We start from the raw sequence: 13,680 nt of genomic DNA, 5'->3' as shown, positions 1-13,680 counted from the left end.
TATACCAAAGGTATATGAAATCTTATTTAATTTCTAAAATCAATATTTTGAGTCCGTAACTTGGAAACTCAGGAGAAAGTAGTAAACACTTATTTAGGACTATCAAATTTTTCATCTTCAAAAGCGAATCAAAACTTGTCTTTTCAAAATGTGAAAGGAAATCTTTTGCAAAAAGCAACAAATATATTAGTTGAGGTTTTGATTTTTTCATTATGAAATTGCGCACAATAAATGTATATATTTATGATTTTGAAACTATATGATAGGACAATTAAAACAATAAATATTCCAATGAGTACGACAAAAATAGTATTGAATCTACTATTTGGCGCTTTTGTAGTCATATATCTAGAAGCTATAGCGAAAAATAGAAATAGAATTATTATTTGTAAATTATAAATTAGTCGAATTGCTAATTTGAGTTTCCAATTCTTAATATTTAAATATTGATTAGTTCTTATATATTGATCAAATGTAAAATCGTCTTGATTAGCCATAAAATATTTGTTAATGATTTTCATATCACTGTCATTTAGTTTTACATCTACTCATCGAGTTAATAAGGATCTAAACGGCTCATTCTTTTTAATAAATTTATTTAAAGCTACATACATAAACGATTCATATATTATGTAGATAGCATATGGAAATAAAATTCCAATTCATACCATTGATAAAATAAATAATACAAATAGAGTTTCATTTTCATATAAGTTAGCTTTTTCATTGCTTGATAATTGAGCAACTGGTCACAGTGAAGCAACATAAATAAAGCAAATTATAAATATCGCAAAAGCTCAATTAAGCATTTTTAATTGCTTAATTTTATTGTGTAAAATAGTCGATTTGTCTCTCATAAATATTCCTCTTGAATAAGTATTTAAATTATAAACTTTTGCTAATTTATATAACTTGAATAATGATGTATTTGAATACTACAAAAATTAATTTTCTAGCTTATTTTTGTAGTATTCTTTTTTATTTTTAATAAAAAAGCAAGTATAATTTAAAAACTATGAGTAACTTAAGTAAGATTTTTGATTTTAAAACAACAGAAATGAGAATTGCTGAAAAAGCTTTAAAGAAAATAAATCAATTAGAACCAATAGTTGAAAAAATGACTGATGAAGAATTGAAATCTAAAACTCAATTCTTTAAAGATTTATTAGCTAAAGGTTATACATTAAATGATATTCGTAATGATGCCTTCGCAGTAGCTAGAGAAGCGACAAAAAGAATACTAGGAAAACGTCCTTATGATGTTCAAATTCTAGGTGGATTACTTCTTGATTTGGGTTCTGTAGCTGAAATGAAAACAGGAGAAGGAAAAACTATTACCTCTATTGCTCCAGTTTATCTAAATGCTTTATTAGGAAAAGGAGCTATTGTTTCAACAGTTAATGAGTATCTATCAGAACGTGATGCCTTGGAAATGGGGCAAGTATTTAACTTCTTAGGATTAACAGTTGGAATTAATAAAGCTCAAATGAATCCATTTGATAAAAGAAAAGCATATGCAGCAGATATTACTTATTCTGTGCACTCTGAATTAGGATTTGATTATCTTAGAGATAATATGGTTAAAGATGGTTCAGAAAAAGTACAAAGAGGATTGCAATTTTGTTTAATTGACGAGGTCGATTCAATTTTAATTGATGAAGCTAAAACTCCTTTAATTATTTCTGGTGGAGATGCAGAAGATACATCATCATATTTTGCAGCTGACCAATTTGTTAGAACTTTAAATAAAAATGATTACTTAATTGATGAAGAATCAAAAGCAGTTACTCTAACTCATGCTGGTATTGAAAAAGCTAATAAGTTTTATCACACACCTAATTTTTACAACATTGAAAACTCTGAAACAGTTCACTTAGTGCAAAATGCTCTAAGAGCACACAAAATAATGAGAATTGATGTTGAATACATTGTTCGTGAAGGAAAAATTGAATTAGTTGATGCTTTCACTGGACGTATTATGGATGGACGTAGTTATTCAGAAGGGTTACAACAAGCTATTCAAGCTAAAGAAATGGTTGAAATCGAACCAGAAACTAAGACTCTAGCAACCATTACTTATCAAAACTTCTTCAGAATGTTCAAGAAATTATGTGGAATGACTGGAACTGGAAAAACTGAAGAACAAGAATTCATTGATATCTACAATATGCGCGTAAATGTTGTTCCAACTAATAAGCCAATTGCTAGAATTGATGAACCAGATTCAATTTTTGCTACCGCTCAAGACAAATGAAATGCTGTAGTAGAAAAAATTGTTGAACTATATCAAAAAGGTCAACCAGTGCTTGTGGGTACCGCTCAAATTGAAGATTCTGAAATAGTTCACAAAATGCTAATTAATCGTGGAATTCCACACACAGTTCTTAATGCTAAGCAAAATGCTTCTGAAGCTGAAATTATTTCGCGTGCTGGAGAAGTTGGTTCTGTAACGATAGCAACCAACATGGCCGGCCGTGGAACAGACATAAAACCAACAGACGAAGCATTGCAACGCGGTGGATTATATGTTTTAGGTACAGATAAAGCTGAGTCTCGTAGAATCGATAACCAATTAAGAGGACGTTCTGGACGTCAAGGTGATATCGGAATTAGTAAGTTTTATGTTTCAATTGATGACCAATTAATGCAAAGGTTTGCAAATTACGAAAGCTTTAGAGAAGCTTATGCAGATTCTAAAGGTAAAGAAGTTACAAATAAACAGCTTCGTTTCGCTTTCAATCATGCTCAGAAAAAAATTGAAGGATTTAATTATGATTCACGTAAATCAGTCCTTAATTATGATGATGTTATTAGACAACAACGTGATTTAATATATGCTCAACGTGACTTAATTTTATATAGTAAAGATATTATTTTCATTGTGCAAAGAATGATAGCTTCGGCAGCTAGAAGTATTGTACGTAGAGGTGAATATAGATTACATAATAATACATATAATTACAATGCACTTGTTACTTTCTTAAACGAGAACATCGGAAGTTTAATTAAATTTAATTTTGACTTACATGAAATATCAAAAGTACATGAAAGTGACTTACCTGAATATATTGCTAACATAGTTTTAACAGTATATAAACAATGACAAGAAAATGCTTTTGAAAACTCAAGTGAAACAGAAATTTTAACATTATTAAAAAATACTATATTACAAACACTTGATGAAAAATGACAATACCATATCAATAAAATGGATAAGTTACGTTCAAATGTTAATTTAGTGCAATATTCACAAAAGAATCCATATCAAATTTACACTGAAGAAGGGACTAAAGCTTTCGATGCAATGGTAGATGATATAGCATATGGTGTTTTATTAAGAATATTTTCAAACAGAATCGGAATGAAATCATTGATTACAAAAGAAATGAGATCAGACCCTATATTCCAACAAGTTATATCAACTATTCCGATGGATCCGTTCCGTTCAATAGAAGAGCAAGAACAAACATTAATTGATGTTTATAATTCAATTAAACGTAGATTAGAAGAGATTGAAAAAGAAAAAGAATTAGAAATGCAAGCAATGCAACAAGCAATGCAAGATGCAGAGATAGAATTGCAAAATGCATCCCAAGAAACAAGCTTTTTAGAACAAGATATTAATAATAATATCTCGGTAAAATCTCTTGATGAAGCTAGTTTAAAATCAAATAATTTTGTAAATAAAAACATGGAAAAAACATATAATTTATATATGGAAAACTCCATAAAAAAGGATAATCAGCACAAGATAAATCGTGCCAATGTACTTTATCCTAATAGACGGTTTGCTCGCAGACCTAGAAAATTTATAATTAAATATGTAACTCAATAATAGAGTTATTTAGAATGGAGAAATAATGAAAAGATGTCTTAGATGTTCAAGAAATTTCAGAAACTGTAAGCACGTTAGACAATGAGGCTTAACAGAAGAAGAATTTCAATTATTCAACCAAGTCCCAGTACACGAAAGTGTCTCAGAGGATGTAATTATTGAAAAAATCAAACAAAATGAACCAATTAACATTGATGAATTAATCGAAAAAATAGAATGTAAAGCACAATGTGAAACAAGTTGTACATGTGAAAACAAAGAAGAATGTACATGTAATTGTGATAATAAATGTGGTTGTGAAGAAGAAAAAGAAGAAGAAATGGTGCAAGATTATCTAGGAACAAAAGAAATGGAAGATGTTGTAGAAAAAGTTGTTGAAGATAATCATGATGAATTCTTATCTATGGAAACAAGAGAAGAAAATGTTATGGAACCAATTGGTGGAGCATGTTGTGGTGGTAACTGTAAAGCAAATGAAAATGCTAATACAGTTAAAAGACATGTTGATGCTAAGAAATCACAATGTGCAATTCTTGCTTATCAACAAAAATTAGCTCAAGAAGAAGCTTGCAACGAAAAATGCCCGAAAGAAGAGATGTGTGGAGAATCATGCGACACAAAAGAAGAAGTTTGTGATGGAACATGTCCTTCAAAAGAAGCAGAATGCACAGTCGAAAATGTAGCAGTAGATACAAAAGAATGTGAATGCTACACATTACACAAAGTTGCTCTTGACTATGTTGATTACTTTGTAGAATTCAAAAACAGATTATAGTAAAAAAGAAAGATTCGTCCTTGCGACGAATTTTTTGTTCCAGATTTGTTCCACATTTTGATAGCATATTGCAAAAATCAAAATAAAAATTAATATAATTTTTATATATAAATAAAAATAAAAACGAGGTAAATAAAATGAAAAACAAATTAAAAAAGAAATTTTTATTCACTGCAATAGGTGTTATGCCACCAATTGCTTTAACCACACCAATGGTGGCTGCCGCAAGCAACGTATCTACTACAATTAAATTAAATAAAAATTCAAATTTATCAATGGATGAAAATTTGTACAATGAATTGACTAATATGTATAAAGCATATTATCATCGATTAGGTATAGATGAACAAGAAAATATCACATATAAATCAGAAAAATCTGATAGTGATAAAGTTGGAATTATTGAAGTAAATGATATTGATGAAAACTTATTAATGTCTAAAAATCCTAATTTTACTTTTAATAAAATGCAAAAAAATTACTTCAAAAAAGATTATCATGCAGCTTCTGTTGCATCAATTATTGGAACAGATATGGGTATAAATCCTAATGCTAATATATATTTTGCTGCACTAAACTATAAGGATCATACGAAAGATAATTTAGATAAATTAGTAGAATCTATTGAATATATGAAAGAAAACAATGTAAAAATTGTTAATTTAAGTCTCGGATTATTTTCTGAAGTTCTATTACCATTAATGTTTAGTGAATATGAAGTTGAGGATATGGAAAATAATGCATATGAGGATTTTGTGTTTGATTTATTTCGAGCTATTAATTTCATAAAAAAAATTAATACAAATGAATCTGTTTTGGAAGAAGTTTTTTCAAGATTTAGCAGAATTTTTCATAAGTATATTATAGAAGATGACATGATTTTTGTTATTTCAGCGGGAAATGATGAAATGTTATTAGAAGATTTTATTGGATATCCTAAAGATTGATATAGATACTTTATCTCGGATTATGAAGCTGATATGTTTCAAAAATCTGATATAGATCATTTTGTATATGATAATTTCGGAATAATATGAGAATTGTATACAAAAAAAGGTGCGTTTTTAGATAAAGTAAAAAATGCATTTAATAAATATATTGATTATAAGGACTATGGAAACATAATATTTGTCGGTTCAGTAACATATGAAAATAAAGCCTCTGCATTCAGCTCACATGGTTTAGAATCAGAAACATTACCATTAATTAGTGCATATGGAGATTCATACATAAATGATGACAAAAATATAAAAGACCATAAAAGAATGGATGTATTTAATAAAACAGCAAATTTTGCACCGAATAAAGCGTTTGTTGAATATTTAAGAGATTTTCAAGGAACAAGTATGTCTGCTCCAATGATAACTGGTTTATTATCATTATTGCAATCAAATAAATCAAAATCTCTATCAAACACTGAAGCATCAGCATTACTAGTAGCAAGCGCAGGGAAAACATGAGAGACTGATAACGGTTCAAAACACAGTAATGGAGCAAAAGTAAAAATAGGTTTTGGTGTTCCTAATTATAGAACAATGTCATATTACTCAGATAATTGATATATTACAAAATTTAAAGATAAAATGTATGCAGAAGATATTTTCTATAATGATGAAACAATAGATTTATCAGAAAATCCGAAACGTTTATGACATGAAACAGATTTCACAAACCAAGTAGTAATAGCATTTAAACATTTTACTTATGAAATGTTTATTGAAAAATTAAAAAATAAAAAAATGGATAATGATGTATCAGTTGCATTAATATCTTACTTTTCAAGCAAAAAAGAAAAAATGATGAGAAACAACATTTTTGATTTACATGTGCAAGCAGATATTGAATTTAGGTATCCATTCTATCATACATATAACTACTTTTATATTTATACAAGAGACTACAAAAAGAATTTAGTTTCTAATTCCGATAACTCATATATTGAGAAAGTTGAATTTGATTTATATTCAGATTATGTTTATAATGAAGATGAAGTATTAAAGGATGTTCGAATAACAATAAAGCTTCCACAATTAAAAGAGCTTAGAGAATTTATTGAAAAAATATTCAATTTTAAATCAGCAGATGATAGATGAAAAATATATCAGAATGCTGCTGAACTATATATTCAATGCATCAAGGAAACAGATCCTGTAATGATAGCAGGAGGTAAATAATGAAAAAATGAATATTGTTATCATCGTCTTTAATTACAACATTACCTTTAATTGCTTCACAGTGTAGCAATTCACAGCACAATGAGAAATCACAACCAGATGAAATCACAAAAGTTGGTGAATCAAATATTCAACCTTATTTACGTGCATATATCAATAAGGATAATATAAGCAAAAGAGTTGATGATGTCGAGTATTACAGCAAAGTATTAAATGAATTTATAAATTCAATGTTTAATACATCGACTAAGAAAAATATTGATGAATTACTTAAAGAAGTTTCTACAAATATATTAGAAAACAGTGATGTCGAATTATTATTAACTATTTTTAAAAAACCATCATCAATAAACAAACTAATAAATAATTCTCTTAAGGGACATGAATTATCTATTGGCATAAGTAATAATAGCACAATAACAGGGGTTCAAAAACTATTACAACAAGATAAAATCACTACCTTGGAATTATTAACATTAAAGTTTATGATGAAAAATATAAACTCATTAAAAACAAATTACAATAGCGATCAACCAATCTTATATACAGATATATTTAATAAATTTAATGTCATTACATTTGATGATGAAAATGTGCAAAAAATGTGAGAAATCATTTCATTATTGCTTATAGCTTCAAAGAACAAAAAATTTTTTGAAATAGACAACGATCAACCACAAACTATTTACATAAATAATACCCCTCCTTTATTCTATCCTTATCAATCTATCTTATATGAGAAACCAGATGATTATGATCTTGCACCAAATAAATATACAAAAATGACATTTAAAAATAAAATTATTTTATTACCTCATTTAGGAATGGTTCATGTAAATAGTTATAATAATATGTATCAAATATTAAGTGCTTTAATGAGTTTTTATTCAATAAATAAATATGGTGATATCAAAATCATATATTCACGAGATAATGATGCATTTCAATTATTAGATAAATCATTAAATGATTTTGAGCATTGATTTAATAAAAGAGGCAATGTATATTACACCTTTAAGGTTTTATCTCGAGATATGAAAGAAAAAAAACCTGATTTATACAATGCAATATTCATTTATTAATAAAAAAATCTTATATTACTAATTTTTAGTACCATAAATAAATTAAATATAAAAAAACTCGTGTTATAATATAACCGAGCCGACATCGAGAGTGAGTAACTCATGATGTTATCGCCTTCATTATTGAAGGTTTTTTTAATATTATGGCTATTTTCAATTATAATAAAGCAACTATTTAATAACATGGAGGACAAATGATCGAAGTACAAAATTTAAGCAAAATCTTTAGTGACAAAAAACTTTTTGAAAATGTTAACTTAAAATTTACTGAAGGTAATACATATGGAATTATCGGAGCAAATGGTGCTGGTAAATCAACATTTTTAAAAATCATCGCGGGAGATATTGAAGCATCAGGTGGAAATATATTAATAGAGAAAAATAAACGTATTTCTGTTTTATCACAGGATCATAATGCATATGATGATATGAATGTAACTGAAGTTGTAATTATGGGTAATACTGATTTATATAAAATTAAAGAAGAAAAAGATGCGATTTATATGAATCCAGATGCTACAGATAAAGATTATGAAAGAGCAGCAGATTTAGAAGAGAAATTTGGAATGCTCGGTGGATGAACTGCAGAAAACGATGCACAAGAATTACTAGCTAATTTACATATACCAAAAGATAAATGAGAAGTTCCAATGAGAGAATTAACAGCTAATCAAAAAATTAAAGTTTTATTAGCTAAAGCACTATTTGGAAATCCTGACATTTTAATAATGGATGAGCCAACTAATCACTTAGATCTTAGAAGTATTAGATGATTAGAAAACTTCTTAATTGATTATCCAAATGTAGTTATTGTTGTATCTCACGATAGTGATTTTTTAGATGCAATTTGCACTCATATTGTTGATATTGATTACAATGAAGCAAAAATTTATACCGGAAATTACAGTTTCTGAAAACAAAGTTCTGAATTAGCTCGTGAAATGATGAAGCAATCCAACCTGAAAAAAGAAGCTCAAATTGAAAAACTTAAAGAATTTATTGCTCGTTTCTCTGCTAATGCATCAAAATCACGTCAAGCTACATCTCGTAAAAAAGCATTAGAAAAAATTTCATTAGATGAAATCAAACCATCTAATAGAAAATACCCATTTGTTCGTTGAGAAATGAACCGTGATCACGGTAAGCAAATTTTAAATGTTGAAGATTTAACATATGTAAATGAAAAAGGCGAAACTGTATTTGAAAAAGTTTCATTCTCATTAAAACCAGGTGAAAAAATGGTTATAGTTGGAGAAGACGACATTCAAAAAACTAAATTACTAGAATGTTTATTAGGAATAGCACAACCAACTAGTGGAACTGTTGAATGAGGTCAAACAATAACTCCATCATATTTTCCTAATGAAAACTCTAAGTATTTTGATACTGATGAAACAATTCTTGAATGAATATCAAAATGACCTTTAGAAAATAAAGAAAAAGAAAATCGTGAAAACGATGATGCAAGAATGCGTGGATTTTTAGGTCGTATGTTATTTAACAATGATTCTGTATTTAAAAAAGTTAAAGTAACAAGTGGTGGAGAAAAAGCTAGATTAATGTTTTCTCGTATGATGTTACTTGAATCTAATTTCATTATTTTAGACCAACCATTAGATCACCTTGATGCAGAAAGTATTGACTCTGTAATTGAAGGTGTAAAAAATTTCAAAGGTGGAGCAATTTTTACCACATATAACCGTGCATTTGTCAATCAATGTGCTGATGTTATTTTAGAACTTCAATCACCAACAAAAAGTTTCTTATTTAGAGGAACTCTTGAAGATTACGAAGCTATTATGAATGAGGATTAATGAATCGTTTCTTTGTAAATGAAAAAGTAAATAATTATTTTATTTTAGATAAAGATACTTTAAAACATTTAAAAGTAATCCGTGCAAACGATAAAGAATTTATTTGTGTTTATAATAATGAATTTTATAAATGCATTTTGCAAGATGATAAAGCTTTAATAATTGAAAAGATAAATCAAAATCATGAATTAAATATTGAAGTTGTCCTAGCAATTAGTGTTATTAAATGAGAAAGATTTGAATGAGCTTTACAAAAAGCAACCGAATTAGGAGTAAGTAAAATTATTCCAATCATTACTCAGTATACTCAGCATGATTTAGTTAGATTTAATAAATTTGATGCTAAATTAGATAGATTGAAATCTATTGTAAAAAGTGCGGCCGAACAATCATTTAGAAATAATATTCCTGAAATCTCGCCATTAACTAAATTTAAAGATGTATTGAAATACAATATTGAAAATAAATTTATAGCCCATGAACAAATTACTACATCAGTTTCTTTGCCCCAGCCAATAAATGAAAATGTTTTATTTATCGTTGGACCTGAAGGGGGATTTAGTCAGGAAGAAATTTTACTTGCAACGGAAAATAATGTATCTGCTGTATCTTTAGGAAGTAGAATATTAAGAGCTGAAACAGCTGCTATATACCTGTTAAGTCAAATAAAAATTCAATAGTGTTTTATTATTAATTACTTTAATGAATAAGCATAAAAACAATAATAATTAACAAAAATAACTTATTTATAGTATTTTTATAACTTCAAAAATTGTATAGCTTATTAAATATTGTGTGTTATAATTAATAAGCAATTTAAAAAATTAACCGAACCATATATTTATATTAACGTAGGAGGATTAGCATGAGACAAACTACAATAGTAAATACTCAACAAGCTAACAAAAAATGATATGTTGTTGATGCTGAAGGTCAAGTACTTGGTCGTTTAGCAGCACAAGTAGCATCAGTATTAAGAGGAAAAAACAAACCAACATTTACACCTAACTCAGACATGGGAGATAATGTTATTATTATCAATGCTGAAAAAGTTGTTCTAACAGGAAACAAAGAAGAAAACAAAATCTACTACTCACACTCAGGATATCCTGGTGGATTAAAATCAATTCAAGCAGCAAAATTAAGAGTTAAAAGACCAACCGCTTTAATTGAAAAAGCTGTTTCAGGTATGTTACCACATACAAAATTAGGGAACAAACAACGTAGAAACTTATTTGTATATGCTGGACCAGAACACAAACATGCAGCACAAAACCCAGAAAGATTAGAGGTTAAATAATTATGGCTAACAACAATGTAATGTACCGTGGTTTAGGTAGAAGAAAATCATCAGTTGCTCGTGTTAGATTAACACCAGGAACAGGTAAATTCACAATTAACAACCGTGATGCTCGTGCTTACTTAACATCTGATATTTATTTACAAGATGCAAATCAACCATTTGTTTTAACAGACACAATGGGAACATTTGATGTTAGTGTAAACGTAACTGGTGGAGGACTTAGCGGGCAAGCTGGAGCAATTAGATTAGGTATTGCTCGTGCATTATTAGAAGCTAATGTTGATTACCGTGCCGCTCTTAAAGCAGCTGGAATGCTTACAAGAGATGCTCGTGCTAAAGAACGTAAAAAACCAGGTTTACGTGCAGCACGTCGTGCAAGACAATTCTCAAAACGTTAATAAACTTAATAATTTTTGTATGCATATACCTATTGTGTGGTATAATATGCATACATACTTGCGAGCGTAGCTCAGCTGGTTAGAGCACACGACTGATAATCGTGAGGTCGATGGTTCAAGTCCATTCGTTCGCACCATTTCATTTTTATGACCTTTATTATTGCTTATGCTTATGCATAAGCTTTTTTCTCACTTTTATAAGCTAATTGAATAAATATGAGTTAAAATAAAATGCGTATCTAAGATACACAAATTACTTTAATAATAATTTCTTTTTAATGATGCTTTTATCACCTTCTAAATATCCTTTTTCTAGAGAATTAAGTAAGACTTCTACCATTAAATTACCGCTGTATTTATCTATTGTTCACCCATTAATAGTAACTTTATTATTCACAAATTCCTGAGTTTCCAAGTTGGAAGCTCTTTTTATTTAATTTTCGACGCCTTTTATACATAGTATAAAACAACAAAAAAATTTTTACTTTTTATATATTCATTACATTCATAAAGTGGTATAATAATTATATGGAAAGTAAAGCTAAGTTACATATAATGAAAAGTAAAAACAAAGACAAAATATATTTATCAGTTTGTAAAACTTTAGGTTTTGGAAAAGGATATAAAAGAATTGTTGGTTTAGGATATTTGGAAGAACTTGAGAAATTAAATCCTAATGCATTGGATATATTAAAGCAAAATGCAAAGGTGATTCCGATTGACTCTGAAAAAGAATATGTAAAAGAACAATTAATTAATTCTTTAAATAATGGATATTTTGAAAATAGATTAGTTAACTATGGCATTCAAAACTTATATTCAGTTATAAAAGAATTAGAAATACTTAATTCACTACCTAAAACCAAGCATAAACAGCTAGAACAATTATTGGAATATTTTATTTCCTCAAGAATCATACAAGCTGACAGCATTATTCAGACATTCAATAAAAAGATGATTTCATCAGTGAAATCAAGCTTAAAAAAAAGTAGTTTTTATAATGTTTTAGATTTACTCGATGATTATAAAGTCGACATTTTAAAAAGAGTTAACAAAGTTATTTCTGAAAAGACAAAAAGAGAAATTGAATTAGTATTTTATGATTCATCAACTGTATATTTTGAAACTTTCAAAAGAGATGGTTTAAGATTTCCGGGTTATTCTAAAGATGGAAAAAATCAAAGAGGATTAAGTTGTATTAGGCATGGCAACAGATTCAAATGGTATTCCTATACATTTTTGAGCTTTTCAAAGGTAATACAATGGATGCTTCAACTATGATTCCATTTATCATTAAAATGACTCAAACTTATGATGTTAAAAAATATCACCATCATAGCTGATAGAGGTATGTCTTCAAACAGAAACATCAGATTTTTAGAGCAATTAGGAATTGATTTTATAATTTCATATTGTGCAAAAGCTGGCTCAAATCAATTTAAAGAATATATTTTTAATGAAAGTGATTGAATTGAAAATGGTGAATTTAAATATAAAGAACAAGAATATGCGTCAATGTGAAATAAAAAGAGATTAAATGGACATAAAAGAAGAAGAATTGTAACTTTCAGTGAAAAAGAGCTAAAAAAGATAAAGCTGACAGAGATGTTTTTAATTAATAACTTCATTAAAAAACAAAACAAAAATGGTGTTGTTAAAGGTGAAGATTTAATAGGAATTAAAAAATATAAGTTCTTTAAAACAAATGACTCTATAAATTTTGTTCTTAATTATGAAAAGATTGAACAAGATAAGAAATTTGATGGTATTTATGTATATGAAACTTCAAGAATGGACTTATCACCTGAGGAAATAAAAAATATTTATCATAAACAATGACAAATAGAAGAAAACTTCAGAACATTAAAAGCTCACTTGATGTTAGACCAATTTATGTGTGAAGCGATAAACATATTCGAGGACACTTTGTATTATGTTTTTTTAGCTCTAGTAGTTTTAAAATACTCTTTATATAAAGTTAATGAATATTTACATAAATATGGAGTAATTGATAAATTTACAAATAATAGATTAATTGAATCAATAAAATCAGCTGTTATGGTTGAAGAATTGGTAAATAATCAAATTGTTAGAAAAACATTTATAAATAAAAGCTCTGATAATAAATCAGATTATGAAATTGTAAACAAAGCATTAAATAATATTTTATGTATGTAATTTTTATGATTAAAAAATCATACAGCTCTATTTTGTAGGGTTGTATGATTTTTAATATTATTTAACTTGGAAACTCAGGAAATGCGTATCTAAGATACACAAATTACTTTAATAATAATTT

General features: G+C 27.7%; 11 protein-coding genes and 1 tRNA gene. 10 read left to right on the top strand and 2 right to left on the bottom strand.

The annotated features are described in order from the left end of the window. Nucleotides 1–89 precede the first annotated feature (89 nt). The gene (locus tag SAM46_RS03235) at nucleotides 90–857 is read right to left on the bottom strand and encodes a hypothetical protein (RefSeq protein WP_078747294.1); all 768 of its coding nucleotides are present in this window, start codon (nucleotides 855–857) and stop codon (nucleotides 90–92) included. Nucleotides 858–1,015: 158 nt separating this feature from the next. On the opposite strand from SAM46_RS03235, the gene secA reads away from it, so the two are divergent. From secA to SAM46_RS03190, 9 genes are all read left to right on the top strand, one after another. Further along, nucleotides 1,016–3,835: a preprotein translocase subunit SecA gene (gene secA / locus SAM46_RS03230; protein ID WP_078747292.1), complete on the top strand. Its 2,820-nt coding sequence runs from the start codon at nucleotides 1,016–1,018 to the stop codon at nucleotides 3,833–3,835. A gap of 25 nt (nucleotides 3,836–3,860) precedes the next feature. Continuing rightward, entirely contained in the window at nucleotides 3,861–4,610 is a 750-nt protein-coding gene (locus SAM46_RS03225) for a hypothetical protein (protein ID WP_078747290.1), read from the top strand. 137 nt (nucleotides 4,611–4,747) lie between these two features. After that, nucleotides 4,748–6,784: a S8 family serine peptidase gene (locus tag SAM46_RS03220; protein WP_078747288.1), complete on the top strand. Its 2,037-nt coding sequence runs from the start codon at nucleotides 4,748–4,750 to the stop codon at nucleotides 6,782–6,784. Further along, on the top strand, nucleotides 6,784–7,866 hold the full coding sequence (locus SAM46_RS03215; protein ID WP_078747287.1) for a hypothetical protein: 1,083 nt from the start codon (nucleotides 6,784–6,786) through the stop codon (nucleotides 7,864–7,866). Before SAM46_RS03220 ends, SAM46_RS03215 begins: the two co-directional genes overlap by 1 nt. Nucleotides 7,867–8,060: 194 nt before the next feature. Beyond that, entirely contained in the window at nucleotides 8,061–9,680 is a 1,620-nt protein-coding gene (locus SAM46_RS03210) for an ABC-F family ATP-binding cassette domain-containing protein (RefSeq protein ID WP_078747285.1), read from the top strand. Further along, nucleotides 9,680–10,360, top strand: coding sequence for a 16S rRNA (uracil(1498)-N(3))-methyltransferase (locus SAM46_RS03205; protein ID WP_078747283.1), 681 nt, complete (start codon nucleotides 9,680–9,682; stop codon nucleotides 10,358–10,360). The genes SAM46_RS03210 and SAM46_RS03205 overlap by 1 nt, the downstream gene beginning before the upstream one ends. 185 nt (nucleotides 10,361–10,545) lie before the next feature. Further along, the gene (rplM, locus tag SAM46_RS03200) at nucleotides 10,546–10,980 is read left to right on the top strand and encodes a 50S ribosomal protein L13 (protein WP_078747282.1); all 435 of its coding nucleotides are present in this window, start codon (nucleotides 10,546–10,548) and stop codon (nucleotides 10,978–10,980) included. Nucleotides 10,981–10,982: 2 nt separating this feature from the next. After that, on the top strand, nucleotides 10,983–11,381 hold the full coding sequence (gene rpsI / locus SAM46_RS03195; RefSeq protein WP_078747281.1) for a 30S ribosomal protein S9: 399 nt from the start codon (nucleotides 10,983–10,985) through the stop codon (nucleotides 11,379–11,381). A 60-nt stretch (nucleotides 11,382–11,441) separates the two neighbouring features. Further along, nucleotides 11,442–11,518: transfer RNA gene (locus SAM46_RS03190), tRNA-Ile, on the top strand. 116 nt (nucleotides 11,519–11,634) lie between these two features. Here the strand turns inward: SAM46_RS03190 and SAM46_RS03185 are convergent. Next, nucleotides 11,635–11,778 carry a hypothetical protein gene (locus tag SAM46_RS03185; protein WP_318635581.1) on the bottom strand — a complete coding sequence of 48 codons (144 nt, stop codon included), beginning with the start codon at nucleotides 11,776–11,778 and terminating at the stop codon, nucleotides 11,635–11,637. 131 nt (nucleotides 11,779–11,909) lie between these two features. Here SAM46_RS03185 and SAM46_RS03180 point away from each other — a divergent pair, with 131 nt between their 5' ends. Next, nucleotides 11,910–13,559: an IS1634 family transposase gene (locus SAM46_RS03180; protein WP_318635580.1), complete on the top strand. Its 1,650-nt coding sequence runs from the start codon at nucleotides 11,910–11,912 to the stop codon at nucleotides 13,557–13,559. The last annotated feature ends 121 nt before the right edge of the window (nucleotides 13,560–13,680 follow it).

It is taken from the genome of Mycoplasmopsis verecunda, assembly GCF_033546915.1.
Classification (GTDB): domain Bacteria; phylum Bacillota_I; class Bacilli_A; order Mycoplasmatales; family Metamycoplasmataceae; genus Mycoplasmopsis; species Mycoplasmopsis verecunda.
The sequence above is the reverse complement of the archived record's forward strand: the minus strand, read 5'-3'. Positions and strand labels throughout refer to the sequence as shown.